Source organism: Rhodococcus sp. DT1, assembly GCF_049844875.1.
In the GTDB taxonomy this organism is placed as follows: Bacteria; Actinomycetota; Actinomycetes; order Mycobacteriales; family Mycobacteriaceae; genus Rhodococcus.
Map to the genome: position 1 here is coordinate 509,979 of NZ_JBNCLW010000003.1, position 18,531 is coordinate 528,509.

The window sequence follows — 18,531 nt, forward strand, 5'->3', positions numbered from 1 at the left end:
AAGCCGCCGCAACCGAGGGGCGAATGGCACAGAATGGAGCGGTAACCAATAGCAGGCAAGTGGGAAAGGTGCTTGCAGGATCCATCGTCCGCCCCGCTTCTCGACGCTTGAAAGATGCTGGGGGACTGGCAGTTTCAGGATGTACGATGATCGAGGCACTCGTGGGGATCCACGCGACGGATGGCGAGCCCGACCAGGCTCGGTCCGGACTGCCGACACGAACCGACGATGATCCAGGTGGCGCCGGCGTCTCCCTGGAGAGGCTGCTCGCGATCGCGAAGCTAACCCTTGCGCAGGCGTCCGTGCTCGTCACCGATGTGGTCGAGCAGGTCGAGTCGGCACACGAGCCGGGGCGTTCTCCGAAGAGTCTTCGAGCAAACGCCGTGACGGTGTCCGACAGCGGGCATCTCACGATCGAGCGCGGCGGGAACACGGGATCTCGGGACGAGGTCCGTGATGCGGTCGCGGTCCTGCTTCGGGAGATCGCGGCGAACTGTCGCAGCGCCGCATTTGTGGACCGGCTGGACGAATCGATCGCCGAGGCGTCGGACCCGGTCGTGCTCGCGCAGCTCGTGCGTAGCACTGTCACAACAGAATTCGGTCCGGATGAGGTGGAGGCGACGCGGCGTCAGCTTGCGGCACTCGTCTCGGCGGTGCTGGGACGCGTCCGTCCGGAAGGTCGAGGGCACGAACGGCCGGACGCGCCGGATCAGCCGCCCCCGACCGCCGGATCCTCTCTCGCCTCGACCGGCTGGCAGCCACCCACGGGGAAGATCTGGCATCGCAGGAGAAGGCGACCGTCGTGGCGTCGAGTTTTACTCGCTCTGCTCGCCCTCCTCGTACTCGCCGGGATGGTGTGGGTGGCTCCGAAAGCATGGTCGGAACTGAGGCAGGGATGGAACACCCTCCTCGACCCGGGGGAGTCGTCAATGGACGATCAGATCAGTCCGGTTTCGCCGCCGCCCCCGGCGCCCGACGCCGCATCCCCTCCGGCCGAGCCGGGGTCCACCGAGCCGGGCCCCGTCCCCGTCGATCTTCCGGGGCAAGCCGGACCGATCACCCGGATGGTCGCGAGCTTTGCCAACGGCGCCTGTGAGCCGGGACGATCGTGCAACCTGCGGGTGGATGTCGGGGTCGATCCCGCAGCGAATGTCGGTGCGGTGACCTGGAATCTGACCGTCTACGACAGATGTACGGGTGCTGTCGGTCCGGGTGGTGAGGTCACGGTGCCGGTACCGCCCAGCGCGCAGGAGGCCTACGGCGTCGGCCGCGTCGACCTGCCGCCGGGTTCTGCGCTGGCGGTCGCCGCGGTCAGCACGGCTCCCGCCGCCGCCGCGTCGGAGCCGCTGTACGTGCCCGCCGAGAACGTAACCTGCCCGCCGGGAGGCTCTCGTGCAGGCGGATAGGCGCCGATCCGATCCCTGGCTCGTCGCTGCGGCAGTCGTCCTGGTCGCTCTCGGCGTGCTCAACATGTGGACGACGGGAATGACGGCACCGGCGGTGCGTCACGCAGTTCTCGCGGCCGTGGGCCTCGGCGCCATGTGGGCGACTTCGCGAATGCGGATCGCCACCCTGAGCCGTTTCGGCTGGATCCTGTACATCGTCTCGGTTGTTCTGCTCGTGGCGGTGCCGCTGATCGGGATCGCGACGATGGGCGCGCAGCGCTGGCTGAATCTCGGCGTGTTCACCCTGCAGCCCTCCGAGATAGCCAAGCTCGCCCTGGTTCTGGTGCCCGCATCGATACTGGCTCGTGACTACACGGTCCGCAGGTTCCTGGCGGTCCTGGCGGTTGCATGTGTGCCGATCGCGCTGGTCGCACTGCAACCCGACCTGTCGACGGCCGTGGTTCTCGTTTTCACCGTGGTGCTCATGCTGATCCTGGCCCGGGTGCCGATGCGGTCCCTGCTCCCGCTGTTCGCGCTCGGCGTCGCCTCGCTACCGCTGGCGTTGCTGTTCCTCCGCCCGTACCAACTCGATCGGATCAATGTCTTCCTCTCGCGCGACGCGGATCCGCAGGGCTCGGGCTGGGCTGCCTGGCAGGCGGACATCGCTATCGGCAGCGCGGGGTGGTGGGGGCTCGGCCGGGAACCGGACTACGGCCTCAGAGCCACCTACCTGCCCGAATCCGAGCACGACCTGGCCTTTGCGAGCTTGGTGTACGGATGGGGTCTGGTCGCCGGCCTGGCTGTCGTGCTGGCCGTCGTGGTCATCGTGTGGCGCGCCGTACTCGCTGCCCGAAGCGCACGGACGAGGGAAGCGGCACTCGTCGCGGCAGGTGTCGCCGGACTGTTCGGAATTCACACCGTGGTCTCGGTCGCCCAGAGCCTGTCGCTGCTGCCGCACACCGGCATGCCCATCCCCTTGTTCAGTTACGGGGGCACCGCCTCGATCGTCGGATTCGTCTCTCTCGGCCTGGTGCTCGCGGTGCGGCGCGACGGCGTGACGCGTTCGCTGTGGGCCACCGAATCCAGGAAGCGACGGCTCCCTCGGGGAGTGTCGACGAGCGCGGTGGCGGTGACCGCGTCACTCGTCGCGATGTCGATGTTCGCCTGGCAACTCCAGACCGCTCACGGCGGCGATCTGCGCGCGACCAGCGACACGCAGATGCTGCGCTGTCTCCGCCTGCCTGCCGAACGAGGTGACATTCTCGACCGAAACGGTGTTCCGGTCGCGGTCAATGTCGCCGAATACTCCGTTGCGGTGGTTCCGCGGATGTTCGCCGACGGTGACCCCGGGATACGCGACGAACTCGCCGCACTCCTCGGCATCACGCCTGACGAACTCGCGGACGACCTGACGAGCGCGGAAGATGAGATGCAGCTCGTGCTCGGACGCGTCGGGGCCGAGCAGGCCCGCCGAATCGTGGATGCCCAGCTGCCCTGGGTGCTCGTGTACCCGACCGGACGCCGGCAGTATCCCCAGGGGGAGTCGCTGGCGTCCGTCCTCGGGTACGTCGGGACCGCGGACGAGCAGGGCATGCAGTACTGGCCGAACCTCCCGCTCGGAGCGCGGGTGGGCAAGGCGGGACTCGAGATGCAGTACGACGCGTTGCTCCGCGGCGTCGACGGCCGGCAGTGCATGTACGTCGATCCGTCCGGGCGTCCGGTCGGCACAGGGGAGAGGGTGGACCCGGTACGGGGTCACGACCTGCGGTTGCACCTCGACCTCGGCTTGCAACAGGCCGCGACCGATGCGCTCGCACAGGCGATGCGCACCAGCGGAGGCGACCTCGGTGCCGCAGTCGTGATGGATGCCCGCACCGGTGGGGTGCTGGCACTGGCCAGTGTTCCCGGCTACGACAACAACGTCTTCGAACCACCGGTCGACCCGGTCGCGCTCGCGGCGCAAACCGAGGGCACGGGGCCGGGGCGGATGCTCAACCACGCCGCGCAGACCGCCGTGCCTCCAGGCTCGACGTTCAAGATCGTTACCGCCGCGGCGAATGCGGCGTCGCACGTGCTGTCGCCGGACACTGTGCTCGCGGGCGGCGCCTCCTATTCCTACGGAGGGCACACTTTTGCGAACTGGCAGCCCATGGGAGGCAACAGCCTGCTGGGGGCCATCCAGTGGTCGGACAACGTCTACTTCTACCAGCTCGCCGACCTCCTCGGCCCCGAGCGCATCGCGACGACCGCGGGTGAACTGGGCGCCGGCTCGCCGACGGGCATCGATCTGCCCAACGAGTCCGCGGGTTTCCTCGGCACACCGGAGAACGTCAGCAGCATCGGTGGGGCCTGGTATCCGGGGTCGACCCTGCTGATGGGAATCGGTCAGGGCACCGTCAGCTCGACCCCGCTGCAGGTGGCTCGCTGGACGTCGGGCATCGCCTCCGGCGCGATGGTGACGCCCCAACTCGCGGCGTCCTACGGGCCGGCGGAGGGTGTGCCCGTTCCGACAGAGGCCCCGCATCGACTGTCGTTCGCGGACGAACTCGGACCTGTGCGAGCGGGGATGCGGGCATCGGCCACAGCCGGTACCGCCGGTCAGCTCGCGAGCCTGCCTGTGCCGGCCGGGGCGAAGACCGGTACCGCCGAGGACCCCTCGGCCCCCGGGAAGGGCCTCAATGCCTGGTTTTCCGCGGTGGCACCCTTCGATGCACCCGAGGTCGTGGTGACTGCACTCGTGCGGGGCGGCGGATTCGGTTCGGCGACATCAGGTCCGGTCGTCAAGACTCTGCTCGAGCGCTATCTCGCCCAGACCCGCTGACCAACCAGACCCGCTGAACATCAGGCGCTGTAGGCGGCGACCACCTCGGGGTGGTCCATGCAGGCGGTCGCGCCTTCCGCAACGCACGTGAGAGGACGCTCCGCGGCCTTCACGGGAAGGCCGAAGGCTTCTTCGAGCAGTTGCGGCAGACCGCGAAGCATCGATCCACCACCGATCGCCAGCATGCCTTCGGCCATCACGTCACCGATGGCCCGCGCCGGAAGGTCGTCGAGGCACGCGGACAGCGTCTGCACGATGCTCGTCATGGTGGGGCGCACCGCATCCATGATCTCCTCGGTTTCGAGAGTGACCAGCCGGACCCGGCCGGTCGCGGCGTCGCGGCCCTCCACCACGAGCGGCTGTTCCTCGGCGACCTCGGGCGCTCCCACCTTGGCCCGCTCCGCTGTGAATTCGCCGACGACGAGTTCGTGTTCCGCGCGCAGGTAGCGGAGTATCGCCCTGTTCAAGTCGTTTCCCGCAATTCGGCAACTGCGGTGCGACAGGACACCGCCGTAACAGAGTGCAGTGACTTCCGAAGTGCCGCCGCCGATATCGACGACGAGATGGGTCGACGGCTCGAGCGGGTTGAGACCGCAACCGAGCGCGCCGGCCACCGGTTCCGGCACCAGACCGACCTTCCGAAGACCCGCCTCGTGTGCGACTTCGAACATCGCGCGACGCTCGAGCGGGGTCGCGCCGGCGGGAACCGCGACGACACCCGTCGGCCGTGTACCGAACCGGCGGCGGGGGGCGGCCCGCTCGAGAACGGCACTGACGAACGTCCGAGCCGTCCCGAGATCCACGATGACACCGTCACGTATCGGGTGAATCGCCGTGATTCCGGAGGGAATGCGGTCGACGAGGTCACTCGCGTCATGGCCGATCGTGAGCGCTTTGTGGGGTTCCCTCGTCCGAACCATCAACAGCGACGGTTCGTTCAGGACTATGCCGTCTTCGGGAGTGCCGACGACAGTGTTGGCTGTTCCGAGATCGATACCGAATCCACGCACGTCGGCCTCCGAGCGGATCACCCGCGAGAGTGTTCAGATGGTGTTCAACGGCATCCGAAGATGTCGAATAGACCAAGGTTACCGCTGTCGAATTCGCCTCGGCGCGTTGTTCGCCGGAATGGGTGACATGGACTCTCGTAGAGCGTCCCGCTCGTCGTGGATGACCGGATACGGGGATGCGCACCCCTGCCTTCGGGGGGGTCGGCTACTTCTCGTCGGGAGCGACGGGCGGGGGAGTGGGAATCACCGCGGTGGTCAGATCGACGCGCATTCGGTCGCCGCCTGCATCCGTTCGGTAGGGGGCAAGGATCTCGCCGAGTCGCGCCTGGATCTCCGCAAGATCGTCGGTGGTGACGTAGAGCGGAGTGGTTCCGAAACCCAGATAGTGCCGGAGCTGTCGATCGTCGTTCTCGACGAACGAGTCGAAACTCTTGCCGAGTGATCCGAGGAAGGCGAGAAAGGCATTCCGTAGTTCGGCTTCGTCCATGGCCGCGAGCTCGTCGTGTCCGACATGGGCCATACGCTCGCCGAGCGCGAGGGTGCGTTCGATGGTGCCGCGTACGCGGCGTTCGTCGACGACGGTAACGATCTCGGCGTCGATCAGGGCCGCGATGTGCCGATAGAGCGTGGCCTGGGTGACGTCGGGGAGCTCGGCCCGGAGTTGTGCGGTGGTCAGCCGGCGCCCGCCGAGTTGCTGCACGATCCGCAGGCGAACGGGATGCAGCACCACCTCGGCAATCGGTGAGGTCTTTCCCATCGGCACCCTTCCCGCATTATTATCAGTCTGATAATGTTCTCAGTACTACATCGAGCTTACCGTCGACGGGAGACCTGACGTTATGGCGACATCGACCATTCGAGACAACGCCCTTCATCTCTCGTTCTCCTGGTGGGAGGCGATCATGGTCCACCGGAGCACGATGGAGGTGCCGTTGTCGGAGATCTCGAGCGTCGAGGTTCTGCCGGGCTGGACGTCCGAAATACTCGGCATCAGATCGGGATTGGTGATCTCCGGATATCTCAAAGTGGGCACCTTCCGGCATCCGCGCGGCACACGGCGCCTGGTCGCGATGAAGCGCGGATATCCGGTGCTGCGCATCGGGGTGCGCCGGGCCGGCACCGAGTTCGACGAGCTTCTACTGAGTTCTCCGAATGCGTACGCACTCGCGAACGCCGTGGACCCGGCCGGGGCTCACTGACCACCGACGCTGTCCGGCTCAGCCGGCTCAGCCGGCGAGTTCGGCGAGTCATACCGGCGCTGCCCTGCATCCAGACCGTCGAGTCCGGGGGATTTTCTAGGGGCCGATTTCCGGGTCTTCCCCGATGTTCGAGGTGGCGTTCAGGCGGTTGACTGGGCGAAGGGATTCGGGTGCTGCATCCGAATGCTTGCCATCTCGAGACGGTGATCGGAATGTTGCCATGAATCTGACTGCGCAATCCCGGGGCGCGGACCGGGTGTTGCCGCTCCGGCGCTGGATATGCGTCGCCACCGTCGTGTCGTGCCTGCCCTACCTGCTCCTGAAGACTGCCTGGATCTTCGGCTGGACGATCGGTGTCGACGACGCCGCGTTGGCCGACACCATGCGGGTCGCCAACATCGCGACGGCGGGTATGGAACTGACCGCGATCCTGATCGCGGTCGGGTTGGTTGCGCCGTGGGGAAAGAGAATCCCCGCCGTCCTCCTTGCTTTCCCGATGTGGGTCGCGACCGGACTGCTCGTCCCCGTCGCGGTGGGGTCGGTTCTGGGCGGCGCCATTCAGGTCGTCACGGGCGGCGGAAACGCGTACAGCGGCAACGACGCCATGGAGGGGTGGGTGTTCGCTGTCGTGTACGGAGGCTTCGCGACGCAGGCTGTTCTCCTGCTCGCCGGATTCGTTCTCTACGCGCGGGACAGGTGGCACGTGGTGGTCGACGGTGGCGCCGACAACGGCGGAGGACGAACCGGCCGACTACAGAACCACCTCGGTGCCGTATTCGTCGCTGCCGCTGTGATATTCACCGGACAGCAGCTGGTGTGGGCGGTGTGGGGGAGTGCGGTGTTTTCGGACCTGACGACCGCGCAACGAGTATTCCTCGTCGTAGGAGCGTCGGCGGCTGCCGCAGGTGCCGCGGCTGCGACGGGTCTGCTCAGGGGAAAGCGGCTTACGCCGGCTCGTCTCGTGTTGCTCTGGCTGGGCACCGCAGTAACCTTCACCAGCGCATTGAAGGACACGGTGACGTACCTCGCCCTCGACACCGAAGCCTTGGGAGGGTCGGCACGCGACCCCGGTAACGGCGCACTCACCCTGCTCGTACTCCTGGGTTCCTTGGCTGGTGCCATCGGAGTAGCGATGCGACTCGCTGAAGAATCCGCGGGCAGCGAACCCACGAGGAACGCGCCGCTGTCGCTGCCTCTTGCGTAACGGGCACCTGGGCGGCTTAACTTCGTGGACCGTCGTCCGGGGGAAGGCCACTCGATGAAGTTCAGCCGGTATGCAGGGGCACTGATCGCTGCGGTGATGATGACGGCGACGGCACCCGTCGCCTATGCCGGGCCCTTCGCTCTCCCGGACCTGGTCGGTCCCTACCCGTCCGATCTCCCCGCGCGCGTCAACTACATCTCCGTGCTGGACGGGTTCACCGAACTTCGCGAGAGTCGTCCCGACGTGGTGCAGCAGAACCTCGATATCGCCGTGGCGATCAACAATGCGGCGTCGCCCGTAGAGCAGCAGCGCGCGTTGTTCGACAGTCACTACGACCGGCTGCTGTCGTTGTCGGACGGGTTCGGCCACGGCCTGGGCGAAGTGTTCCGCGTCGCGCTCGACGGGGGACGTCTACCGAAGACCGAGACTTTGCTCGGAGGAGACCTCGCTCGGGCCGGCGGCATCGCCAACTCGACGCTCTTGGAAAAGCAGCATTGGAACAACCCGCGACCGTTCGAGGCGGCACCCGAGCGGATCCATTACTACTTCGGCGACGGAACCGGCGGCGCGGCCGACCCGTACGCGGAAGTGTTCGGTACCAGTTCGTACCCTTCGGGCCATACGGCGCAGGCGTATTGGAAGGGCATCCTGCTGGCGGACATGCTTCCCGAGCTTGCTCCGCAGATTCTCGCCCGTGCCTCGGAGGTGGGGAACAGCCGAATCGTGTTGGGCGTGCACTACCCGCTCGACGTCATGGGCGCGCGCATCATGGGTCAGGCTGCGGCTGCCGACCGGCTGAACGACCCGGCGTTCGTCCGTCTCGTCGACGAAGCGAAGGCCGAACTCCGGTCGGAACTCGAACGGTCTGTGGGTGCACCCCTGGCCGACTACATCGAGTCCGACCTCCGGTATCGCTCACTCGATGCGGCGCGCGGCGAATACCGGAACCGGTTGACCTACGGGTTCGAGCCGGTCGATCCGGCGATAGTGAACGACATTCCCGCGGACGCCGCGGTGCTGTTGCGGAGCGTCGCGCCCCATCTCACGGACGAGGAGCGCCTCGGCGTGCTCCGGGACACCGCGCTACCTGCGGGATACCCACTCGATCGCGCCGGCCCCGACGGCGGGTGGCTACGCATCGATCTCGCTGCCGCGTACGCGACTGTGTAGGAGCCTCGCCGCGTACGATTTGGTGGTTCGGACCTCGCGCGCCGGGGTCGAGGCCAGCACTGCCGTGGGACGGCAGAAGGAGTGCTCCATGAGCGACCCGACACCCCAGTCCGTCACTCCCGAGTGGTTGCACGAGCACCTCGACGACGAAGACCTCGTCATCGTCGACGCCACGACACACCTGAGCATGCCGCCGGACGGGTCGGTGCACATCGAGCCCGGTCTCGACACGTACGCCGAGGCGCACATCCCGGGGGCGGTTTACGCCGACCTGTTCACCGACTTTTCCGACCATCAAGCGCCGCAACCGTTTACCGCTGTGTCGTCGGACCGGTTCGCGATCGCGGCGGGTGCGGTGGGTATCGGGGACGGACGACGGGTGGTGATCTACGACCAGTCGAGCGGAATCTGGGCCGCCCGATTGTGGTGGCAGTTGCGGCTCGAAGGATTCGACGACGCGGCAGTCCTCGACGGCGGCCTCCCCGCGTGGCGTGCCGCGGGGTATCCCGTTTCGGAAGAGCAGGTGATTCCGCACGCCGCGACCTTTACGGCGCATCGTCGTCCGGACTTGCTGACGTCGACGCAGGACGTTCTGGGCGCTCTCGACGACCCCCACACCCTCATCATCAACGCTCTCGACCCGGCGACCTACCGAGGTGAAAGCCCGTCGTATCCGCGTCGTGGGCACATCCCGGGCAGCATCAACATCCCCTTCGGCGACCTCGTGGACCCGTCCACCGGCCGCCTCAAGCCCGCAGCCGAACTGAGGGAGATCTTCGAGAAGGCGGGTGCGCTGGACCCGGACGTGCGACCGGTGACGTACTGCGGTGGCGGCATCGCCGCGTCGGGCGTCGCCCACGCGCTTGCCGTGGCGGGTCGCACCGACGCCGCGGTCTACGACGGTTCGCTCAACGCCTGGACCGCCGACGAGTCACTTCCGCTCGTCGAGGGACCCGACCCTCGTTGACCCGCTGAGTTATTCGTCTCCTGCGCCGACGGAGCATCGAGGACGGCGAGGATCGTCGTGGTGATGCGTTCGGATGCGTCGTGGGGGTCGAGGCGTGCTATCGAGATCTCGGTGGCGGCGCCGTGCAGGATCTGGTGGATCACGGTGACGAGCCACGACGTCGGCATATCAGTTCGGAACACGCCTTCGCTTCGTCCGCGTTCGATGAGCGCCTCGACGCGCGCAGCCGGGTCGGTGTGCAGTTCCTGCATTCTCCCGGGCGGTAACTCGTCTTCGGCGGCGGCGATGATCGAAGCGGCCTGACTGGTCAGGAGCCAACTGCTTTCGATCAGGCGGCTCAGCGCATCGCGCGGGTTGCCGGATAGATCGACGGCACCGAGGGCACGTTCGCCCTGTTCGAGGACACGCACGACCACAGCTTCGAGTAATTCCGCGCGTGACGCGAAGTGGCCGTACAGGGTGACGCGGCCGAGACCTGCTCTTTTGGCGATATCGGCCATCGACGCGGTGGGCCGTTCGGTGAGGCAGGCGATGGCGGCGTCGAGGATGCGCTCCACGTTGCGGACGGCGTCGGCTCGTTTCGTCGCGCGAGGTGTCGGTGCTGTCATCATTCCTCTTCCCATACACGGCTGTACGAGTTACGGTAGCAGGGTCCTAAAGTAGACAGCACTGTTCGACTTATGTGAGGCCCAGGGGGAAGGCGCCTCGACGATCGGAGTTCGCGATGCTCGACAGGACGGAACCCACACAACAGCTGCCCACGGCAGCTTCGTCGGACAATGCTCCCGAGGCAGGACGGATTGCGCGCTGGTTCGACAGACTGCCGGGACCTGTGCGGTGGACTCTGCGCCGTTGGCCCGCCCTGCTCGCCCTCGCCCTGGTCGGACCCGACGTGGTGGCGGCAGCGCTCGGAGAGAAGGGCGGTTCGGCCCAGTTCCTGGGCGAGGCGCTGCCGATGCTCGCGCTGATCTATCTGATCATGGCCAAGATCGGCAACCGGAAGATCACGTGGCCGGTCGTGGTGCTGGTGGCGGGGACGGTCGCGGTCACCGAGGTGACCGGGATTATGGCGCCGTCCACCCTTCTCGTCGGTGCCTCCCTCGTCCTGCTGGTGTGGGTGATGTCCACAGGGGAAATCGATTCGACGCCGAACATGCGCCTTCAAGCGGTCGGAATCGTGTTTTTCTGCGGTGTGGCGCTCGCCGGTCTCGCCGTCGATCCGACCATCGGGGTGTACGTGATCGCGGCCGGCTGGTTCCTGCACGGGATGTGGGACTTCGTGCATATCTGGCGGGACCGGGTGGTCTCGAAGACCTTCGCCGAATGGTGCGGAGTGCTCGACGTCCTGATCGCCGCCCAGCTGGTTCTGATGTGACGCAATTTGGGTGCGATAGTGCCCGCCTAGCGGGCACTATCGCACCCAAGTTCGTCGCAGGTAACCACTATGGTGGCGCCATGACGCTGCGACAGATCGACGCAACCGAACGCAGGGCTCGCCTGGCCGCACGACACTGCCTCGCTCCGGACTTTCGCGCGAAGGATGCCGTCGAGGCCGCGACCGGCATGGTCTGCCTGCACGGCACCGACCCGGCGACCGTCTATCTGTCGGCCTGGGCGCGCGTCGACGATTTCCAGGTCTCCGATCTCGACCGCGCGCTCTACGTCGACCGTTCGCTGGTCAAGCATCTCGCGATGCGGCGGACGGTCTTCGTCTTCCCACGGCATGTTCTGCCACTTGCTCAAGCCGGCGCGAGCAACCGGGTCGCAGCGGTGCAGCGACGCAGCGTGGCCAAGGATGTCGAGGCCGCCGGTCTGCACACCGACGGTGAGCAGTGGCTGACCGAGGCGTGCGAGCACGTCCTCGAGGCGCTGTCCGGTGGCAGGGAAGCGACCTCCACCGAACTGCGCAAGGAGATTCCCCATATCGACAGTGCCGTCGACTACGGCACCGGGAAGTCGTGGGCCGGGAAGGTCGCCTTTGCTCCCCGCGTGCTGACGGTGTTGTCGGCGTCGGGAAAAGTGGTGCGCGCCTCCAACAATGGAGCGTGGCGAATTTCGCGGCCGAGTTGGGCCACCACGGAGTCGTGGCTCGGCGCGGAGATCGAACCGTGCACCGAGGACGACGGCGTGCGCGGCCTGGTGGAGTTGTGGCTGCGGCGCTTCGGTCCCGGCACCGAAGCCGACATCAAGTGGTGGCTCGGCTCGACGTTGAAGGCGGTGCGCGCGGCGCTTGCCGAATTACACGCGGTGGAAGTGGATCTCGGCGGACGAACCGGTTACCTGATGCCCGACGACGTGGACGAGACCCCGCGCGTTGCACCGTGGGGTGCGTTGCTGCCGGCGCTGGACCCGACGACGATGGGCTGGTTCGAGCGCGACTGGTATCTCGGTTCTTACCGGCAGGCGCTGTTCGACTCCAACGGGAACGCCGGACCCACCGCGTGGTGGGACGGACGGATCGTCGGAACCTGGTGGCAGGACGACGACGGTGCCGTCACCCTCCACCTGCTCGAGGACATCGGCGCGGAGGGTTCGGCGTTTCTCGAACAGGAAGCCGCCCGCCTCGACGACTGGCTCGGGGGTGTGCGCGTGATGCCGAGGTTCCCGTCGCCCCTGGCCAAGGAACTGTCGCAGGGCGGGGACTCCGGTCGCCGAACGCGTTAGGGACGGTCCCGCACGGCGAGCCGCCACAGCGACGTCACTTCCCGCTTGCGCGCGGCGTAGAGCGCATCCGACCGGTCCTCGATCTTGCCGTGCCGCGGCGCCACATCTCGGCGTTCGAGCACGACGAGACCGGCATCGCCGATCAGAGCGAGGAGTTCCTCGCGGGTCCGCAAGCCGAGATGTTCGGCGATGTCGGACAGGATGAGCCAGCCTTCTCCCGAGGGTTCGAGGTGCTCGGGCAGTCCGCGAAGGAAGCCCCGGAGCATCGCACTGTCCGGGTCGTAGATCGCGTACTCGATCGGCGATGTCGGCCGGGCGGGAATCCACGGCGGATTGCACACGACCAGCGGTGCCCGGCCCTCCGGGAAGAGGTCCGTCTGCACGACCTCGACCCGGTCGCTGTAGCCGAGCCGGTCGAGGTTCGCCCGCGCGCAGGCGAGGGCTTTCGCGTCGATCTCCGTCGCGACGACCTTCTCGACGCCGCGGTGGGCGAGGACGGCGGCCAGCACGCCGGTGCCGGTGCCGATGTCGAACGCCTTGGTGAGCGAGGGCAGCGGGGTGTCGGCGACGAGGTCGACGTACTCGCCGCGAATCGGTGAGAACACGCCGTATCCGGGGTGGATGCGCGCGCCGAGGGCGGGGATCTCGACGCCCTTCTTCTGCCATTCGTAGGCGCCGATCGCGCCCAGCAGATCCCGCAAGGTGGTGACGGTGGGCTGATCGATCGGCCCGTACGCCTCGTGAACGGCCTGCCGCACGTCGGGGGCGCGTCGGAGCGGGATCGTCTGGTCCGCGTCGAACGGCACCAGCAGCATCCCGAGGATGCTCGCTCGCCGGGACTGCGTCTGCCGGTGCAGGTGGAACGCGGTGGCGGGGTCCGTCGACGTCTTGCGGGGCTTGCGCGTGGCCCGGGCGGCGACGGCGGTGCCGAGTTGGCGGGCGTTGTGGAAGTCGCCGCGCCACAACAGCGCCGTTCCCTCGCACGCCAGGCGGTATGCCTCGTCGGCGGTCATCGAGTCGTTGGCCACCCGGACCTTTTTCGGGGGCGTCGCTCCGCTGGTGGACCGCCACACCGCCGACTGCTCGGTGCCGTCCTCGGTCCAGCGGACGAACTCGGTTTCCATCGCACAACCATATGCACTGCCGTGATGTGCCCGACGACCGCACGGGCAGATGGTGACGCTGCGGACATAATGGGTGCCCATGGAGACCAGGACGCTGCCGGTGTACGAGGCCGGAGCGATCGACGTGCCGTTCGTCATCGCCGGTATGGACGAACTCGTCTCCCGCGACACGCGGTTCGAACCGCACTCACACCCCACCCACGAACTGCTGTGGAACGAGCGCGGCGCGTCGAGTGTCACGGTGGGGGCACGGACCTGGACGGTGACACCGACGATCGGCTTGTGGATACCCGCCGGGCTGCTGCACTCCGGCATCACGCCGGCGGGCACGTGGTATCGCACGGCGCACTTCGGCATCGGCGCGACGCCCGCACTCTCCGAGCGTCCGGTGTCGGTCGAGATGACGCCGCTGCTCCGGTTACTGCTCGACCGTTTGACGCACGAGTCGCTCGAAAGTGAGTCGCGAGCGCTGACCGAGAAGATGGTGATCGACGTGCTCGCGCCGTCGGACCAGGAACTGCTGGTGCAGATGCCGACATCCCCGCTGTTGCGGCCGATCGTCGAGGCTGTCGATGCCGACCCCGGCGACCCGCGCACGCTCACAGACTGGGCGACGGCGCTGGGGGTGAGTGCCCGGACCATCACCCGCGTGTTCCGATCCGAGACGGGAATGAGTTTCGGACGGTGGACCGCGGCGGTTCGGGCACAGCGCGCCGCGATCCTTCTCGGCACCGGTCTCGAACTCGGCGAGGTGGCCCAGATAATGGGTTATCGGTCGGTGAGCGCGTTCGGCGCGGCGTTCCGCCGAATCATGGGAACCACACCGGGCACGTTCCGCCTGACGGGATAGCTGTCCCGAACGCGACATCGAATGTCCCGAACGCGCGATTGCGCCCAGACCGGACAAACATTACGGTTTAGGCAAACCTCACCTAATTCCCGCGGTTGCGGGAGTGTGGTCACCCCTTGCACGAGAGCGAGTAATACCCCATGCGTTCCAAGCGCTTCCTGACAGTGGCCGCGGCGGCAGTCGCGGTCACATTGGGCATGACGGCCTGTGGTTCCGACTCGTCGGAGTCCTCGGACACCGCGGCCTCCGAGACCGGACCCGGTGCATTCCCGGTCACGATCGAGCATGCCTTCGGCACCACCACGATCGACGAGAAGCCCACCCGCGTCGCGACCGTGAACTGGGCCAACCACGAGGTGCCGCTGGCTCTCGGGATCGTCCCCGTCGGTATGGCCGCCGCGAACTTCGGCGACGACGACAACAACGGCATGCTGCCGTGGGTCGAGGAGAAGCTCGAGGAACTCGGCGGCGAGACCCCGGTGCTCTTCGACGAGACCGACGGCATCGACTTCGAAGCCGTGTCGGACACCGATCCGGACGTAATCCTCGCGGCCTACTCGGGATTGACGCAGGAGACCTACGACACGCTGAGTGCCATCGCGCCGGTGGTCGCATTCCCCGAGGCGCCGTGGGCGACGTCGTGGCGCGACACCATCCTCTACAACAGCATGGGCCTCGGCATGGAAGGCGAGGGCAAGGCCCTCATCGCCGACCTCGAACAGCAGATCGCCGACGAGGTGGCCTCGCACCCGGGTCTCGCGGGCAAGTCCACGATGTTCCTCACGCACGTCGATACCGCCGACCTGAGCCAGGTCAGCTTCTACACCGCCAAGGACACCCGTTCCGCGTTCTTCGAGGACCTGGGTCTGTCCACTCCGAAGAGCGTCGCCGAGGCGTCGACCGGTGAGGAGTACTCCCAGAAGGTCAGTGCCGAGCGCGTCGACGTCTTCGACGATGTCGAGATCATCGTCACCTACGGTGACCAGGCATTGGTGGACGCGCTGAAGGCCGACCCGCTGCTCTCGCAGATGCCGGCTGTCGCCAACAACTCGATCGTGTTCCTCGACGGCTCCGGCCCGCTGGGCACGGCCGCGAACCCGACTCCTCTCGCTATCTCGTGGGTGCTCGGCGATTACGTCGACCTGCTCGCGAAGGCTGCCACCGGCTCACCGGAGTGACGGTAACCCAACCGGATTCGACGTCGGGCGCTCTCACCACGGGGCGCCCGACGTTCGGTCGTCTGCTGTGGCTGCTGGTTCTTGCCGGTGTGCTCGTCGCGCTGACCGTGATGTCCGTCGTCATCGGTTCGCGCGACGTCGAATGGTCCGACATCCTCGCTGCGCTCGGCGGGTCGACGGACAACATCGGGCAGGGCGCCGTGGCCAAACGCATCCCGCGCACTGTGCTCGCGCTCCTCGTCGGCGCCGCTCTCGGCCTCGCCGGCGCGGTGATGCAGGGCGTCACCCGGAACCCCTTGGCGGATCCGGGAATTCTCGGAGTCAACATGGGGGCTTCGCTCGCGGTGGTCGTGGGCATGGCGTACTTCGGTCTGTGGACGCAGACGAGCATGATCTGGGTGGCGATTCTCGGAGCGGGCATCGCCGCCCTGTTCGTCTACACCGTCGGCTCTCTCGGGCGCGGCGGCGCGACACCCCTCAAGCTTGCGCTGTCGGGCGCGGCGACGTCGGCGGCCTTTGCGTCGTTCATCACCGCTGTCGTGCTGCCGCGCAACGACATCGCCGGCAGCGTGCGGTCGTGGCAGATCGGTGGTGTCGGTGGCGCGAGCTTCGACGCAGTCGGGCAGGCGTTGCCGTTCCTCGCCGTCGGGTTCGTGGTCTCGCTCCTGTCGGCGCGCAGCCTCAACTCGCTCGCACTCGGCGACGAGGTCGCGGCCGGTCTCGGTGAGCGAGTCGCGATCGCGCGCGGTATTGCGGCGCTGGGAGCGGTACTGCTCTGCGGTGCCGCGACCGCCATCGCAGGACCCATCGCTTTCGTCGGGCTCGTCGTGCCGCACCTGTGCCGCATGCTGATCGGGGTCGACAACCGATGGCTGCTGCCGTTCTCGGCGCTGACCGGCGCCGGCCTGCTCACCGCAGCCGACATCCTCGGGCGGATCGTGGCGAGACCCAGCGAGATCGACGTGGGCATCATCACCGCCCTGATCGGGGCACCCTTCTTCATCTACATCGTCCGACGCCAGAAGATACGCGAACTGTGACCGCCACCCTCGATACCTCCACCTCCGGAACCGACACCGTTGCGGCGAACCGCGTTCGGCGGGGACGACGCAGACGCGGCATCATCGCGGTGCTGGTCGTGCTCGTGGCCGCCGCGTTCGCCGCGAGCCTGATGTTCGGCAAGACGTTCTATCCACCGTCCGACGTGATGCGGGTGATCCTGGGGGAGGACGTGCCCGGCGCCTCCTTCGCCGTCGGCACACTCCGGATACCCCGCACGGTGCTCGCGGTGGTCGCCGGAATCTGCTTCGGCCTCGGCGGCGTGACGTTCCAGACGATGCTGCGCAACCCGCTCGCCAGCCCCGACATCATCGGTATCAGTTCCGGCGCGAGCGCCGCCGCAGCCTTCGCCATTATCGTGCTCTCACTCGGCGGGTCGCAGGTGTCCGCGGTCGCGATCGTGGCGGGCCTGGCGGTCGCGGTGCTGATCTACGCGCTCTCGTTCCGGAACGGTGTGGCGGGCACCCGGCTGATCCTCATCGGCATCGGTATCGCCGCCATGCTCGACAGCCTCACGTCGTACCTGCTGAGCACGGCGGCGACCTGGGATCTGCAGGAGACCACGCGGTGGCTCACCGGCAGCCTCAACGGCACGACGTGGACCGCGACCGTCCCGGTGCTCGTCGCGCTGGCAGTGTTCGGACCGGTGCTGCTCGGTCAGACACGCAACCTGTCGATGCTCCAGCTCGGCGACGATACGGCGCAGGCGCTCGGCGTCCGGGTCGAGCGCACACGCATCGTGCTCATCATCGCCGCCGTGGGGCTGATCGCGTTCGCCACCGCCGCCGCCGGCCCGATCGCGTTCGTCGCGTTCCTGTCCGGGCCCATCGCAGCGCGCATCGTCGGACCGGGCACGTCGCTCGTCGTTCCCGCGGCCCTCGTCGGGGCGCTGCTCGTACTCGTCGCCGACTTCTGCGGTCAGTACGCGTTCGGCACCCGCTATCCCGTCGGTGTCGTGACGGGTGTGCTCGGCGCGCCGTATCTCGTCTACCTCATCATTCGTTCCAACCGCTCGGGAGGCTCGCTGTGACCGCAGCCCACACCCTCGTCGTCGAAGACCTCGAACTCGGATACGGCGGACGTACCGTCGTCGAATCCCTCGATCTGGTGGTGCCGCCGGCAAAGATCACGTGCATCGTCGGGGCCAACGCGTGCGGAAAGTCGACGCTGTTGCGGTCGATGTCGCGCCTGCTGGCGCCGCGCTCGGGGCACGTTCTGCTCGACGGCAAGGACGTGCACCGGTTGCCGGCCAAGCAACTCGCCCGCACTCTGGGTCTGCTCCCGCAGTCGCCGATCGCGCCGGAAGGAATCGTCGTGGCGGATCTGGTCGGGCGCGGCCGCCACCCACACCAACGAGTGCTCTCGCGGTGGAGTCGTGAGGACGATGCCGCGGTGGCGGATGCTCTCGCTGCGACCCACACGACCGAACTGGCAGAGCGGCACGTCGACGAACTCTCCGGCGGGCAGCGGCAGCGTGTCTGGATCGCCATGGCACTTGCCCAGCAGACCGACGTGCTGCTGCTCGACGAGCCCACGACCTTCCTGGACGTGAGCCACCAGATCGAGGTGCTGGATTTGCTCACCGATCTCAACCGGAGCCGGGGCACGACGATCGTCATGGTGCTGCACGACCTCAATCTTGCTGCGCGGTATGCGGATTACCTCGTGGCCATTGCCGCCGGTGATGTCTACGCGGCGGGTGATCCGTCCGACGTTCTCACCACCGAGACCGTGCGGGCGGTGTTCGGGCTCGACAGTCACGTGATCTCCGATCCGGTGTCGGGCAAGCCCCTGATGCTGCCGCTCGGACGCCACCACGTCGCGGAGGGCGCCACGGTCTGAACGCTCGTTGCGCACTTAGCGCAATACTGATCTAATCACTGGCACCAGTGAAAGGATC

Annotated in this window: 17 protein-coding genes; 13 read left to right on the forward strand and 4 right to left on the reverse strand. The window is 67.3% G+C overall.

From position 1 onward, the window contains the following. The first annotated feature begins 146 nt into the window (after positions 1-146). Positions 147-1,406 (forward strand): hypothetical protein, encoded by a 1,260-nt coding sequence (locus ACLQ3J_RS09940; protein ID WP_425903050.1) that lies wholly within the window; start codon positions 147-149, stop codon positions 1,404-1,406. After that, the gene (locus ACLQ3J_RS09945) at positions 1,393-4,206 is read left to right on the forward strand and encodes an FtsW/RodA/SpoVE family cell cycle protein (RefSeq protein WP_425903052.1); all 2,814 of its coding nucleotides are present in this window, start codon (positions 1,393-1,395) and stop codon (positions 4,204-4,206) included. Before ACLQ3J_RS09940 ends, ACLQ3J_RS09945 begins: the two co-directional genes overlap by 14 nt. Before the next feature lie 20 nt (positions 4,207-4,226). On the opposite strand, the gene ACLQ3J_RS09950 is transcribed toward ACLQ3J_RS09945, so the two are convergent. Continuing rightward, positions 4,227-5,216: a rod shape-determining protein gene (locus tag ACLQ3J_RS09950; protein ID WP_169652791.1), complete on the reverse strand. Its 990-nt coding sequence runs from the start codon at positions 5,214-5,216 to the stop codon at positions 4,227-4,229. A 205-nt stretch (positions 5,217-5,421) separates the two neighbouring features. After that, complete coding sequence (locus ACLQ3J_RS09955; RefSeq protein WP_169622393.1) at positions 5,422-5,973, reverse strand: helix-turn-helix domain-containing protein; 552 nt, start codon at positions 5,971-5,973, stop codon at positions 5,422-5,424. 82 nt (positions 5,974-6,055) lie between these two features. Here ACLQ3J_RS09955 and ACLQ3J_RS09960 point away from each other — a divergent pair, with 82 nt between their 5' ends. The 4 genes from ACLQ3J_RS09960 (at position 6,056) to ACLQ3J_RS09975 (ending at position 9,756) form a co-directional block, all read left to right on the forward strand. Then, complete coding sequence (locus ACLQ3J_RS09960; RefSeq protein WP_169652723.1) at positions 6,056-6,415, forward strand: hypothetical protein; 360 nt, start codon at positions 6,056-6,058, stop codon at positions 6,413-6,415. Between the two features lie 220 nt (positions 6,416-6,635). Then, positions 6,636-7,619 carry a hypothetical protein gene (locus ACLQ3J_RS09965; RefSeq protein WP_425903054.1) on the forward strand — a complete coding sequence of 328 codons (984 nt, stop codon included), beginning with the start codon at positions 6,636-6,638 and terminating at the stop codon, positions 7,617-7,619. 54 nt (positions 7,620-7,673) lie between these two features. Next, on the forward strand, positions 7,674-8,789 hold the full coding sequence (locus ACLQ3J_RS09970) for an acid phosphatase (RefSeq protein ID WP_425903056.1): 1,116 nt from the start codon (positions 7,674-7,676) through the stop codon (positions 8,787-8,789). Between the two features lie 88 nt (positions 8,790-8,877). After that, on the forward strand, positions 8,878-9,756 hold the full coding sequence (locus ACLQ3J_RS09975; protein ID WP_169652727.1) for a sulfurtransferase: 879 nt from the start codon (positions 8,878-8,880) through the stop codon (positions 9,754-9,756). Here ACLQ3J_RS09975 and ACLQ3J_RS09980 read toward each other — a convergent pair. Beyond that, entirely contained in the window at positions 9,684-10,364 is a 681-nt protein-coding gene (locus tag ACLQ3J_RS09980; RefSeq protein WP_169652728.1) for a TetR/AcrR family transcriptional regulator, read from the reverse strand. The two genes, ACLQ3J_RS09975 and ACLQ3J_RS09980, sit on opposite strands and share 73 nt — an antisense overlap. A 116-nt stretch (positions 10,365-10,480) precedes the next feature. Here ACLQ3J_RS09980 and ACLQ3J_RS09985 point away from each other — a divergent pair, with 116 nt between their 5' ends. Both ACLQ3J_RS09985 and ACLQ3J_RS09990 read left to right on the forward strand, forming a co-directional pair. Continuing rightward, a complete protein-coding gene (locus ACLQ3J_RS09985; protein ID WP_206038819.1) occupies positions 10,481-11,131 on the forward strand; it encodes a hypothetical protein in 651 nt (216 codons plus the stop codon). Between the two features lie 80 nt (positions 11,132-11,211). Beyond that, the gene (locus ACLQ3J_RS09990; RefSeq protein ID WP_425903057.1) at positions 11,212-12,420 is read left to right on the forward strand and encodes a winged helix DNA-binding domain-containing protein; all 1,209 of its coding nucleotides are present in this window, start codon (positions 11,212-11,214) and stop codon (positions 12,418-12,420) included. On the opposite strand, the gene ACLQ3J_RS09995 is transcribed toward ACLQ3J_RS09990, so the two are convergent. Beyond that, positions 12,417-13,544 (reverse strand): methyltransferase, encoded by a 1,128-nt coding sequence (locus ACLQ3J_RS09995; RefSeq protein WP_425903059.1) that lies wholly within the window; start codon positions 13,542-13,544, stop codon positions 12,417-12,419. The two genes, ACLQ3J_RS09990 and ACLQ3J_RS09995, sit on opposite strands and share 4 nt — an antisense overlap. Before the next feature lie 79 nt (positions 13,545-13,623). Between ACLQ3J_RS09995 and ACLQ3J_RS10000 the strand changes: the two genes are divergently transcribed. From ACLQ3J_RS10000 to ACLQ3J_RS10020, 5 genes are all read left to right on the forward strand, one after another. Further along, positions 13,624-14,394 (forward strand): AraC family transcriptional regulator, encoded by a 771-nt coding sequence (locus ACLQ3J_RS10000; protein ID WP_425903060.1) that lies wholly within the window; start codon positions 13,624-13,626, stop codon positions 14,392-14,394. A 140-nt stretch (positions 14,395-14,534) separates the two neighbouring features. Further along, positions 14,535-15,572 carry an iron-siderophore ABC transporter substrate-binding protein gene (locus tag ACLQ3J_RS10005; protein ID WP_169622401.1) on the forward strand — a complete coding sequence of 346 codons (1,038 nt, stop codon included), beginning with the start codon at positions 14,535-14,537 and terminating at the stop codon, positions 15,570-15,572. Next, positions 15,569-16,612 carry a FecCD family ABC transporter permease gene (locus ACLQ3J_RS10010; RefSeq protein ID WP_425903061.1) on the forward strand — a complete coding sequence of 348 codons (1,044 nt, stop codon included), beginning with the start codon at positions 15,569-15,571 and terminating at the stop codon, positions 16,610-16,612. Before ACLQ3J_RS10005 ends, ACLQ3J_RS10010 begins: the two co-directional genes overlap by 4 nt. Then, positions 16,609-17,661, forward strand: coding sequence for a FecCD family ABC transporter permease (locus ACLQ3J_RS10015; protein WP_425903062.1), 1,053 nt, complete (start codon positions 16,609-16,611; stop codon positions 17,659-17,661). The genes ACLQ3J_RS10010 and ACLQ3J_RS10015 overlap by 4 nt, the downstream gene beginning before the upstream one ends. Then, a complete protein-coding gene (locus ACLQ3J_RS10020) occupies positions 17,658-18,473 on the forward strand; it encodes an ABC transporter ATP-binding protein (protein WP_169652734.1) in 816 nt (271 codons plus the stop codon). Before ACLQ3J_RS10015 ends, ACLQ3J_RS10020 begins: the two co-directional genes overlap by 4 nt. Positions 18,474-18,531 lie beyond the last annotated feature (58 nt).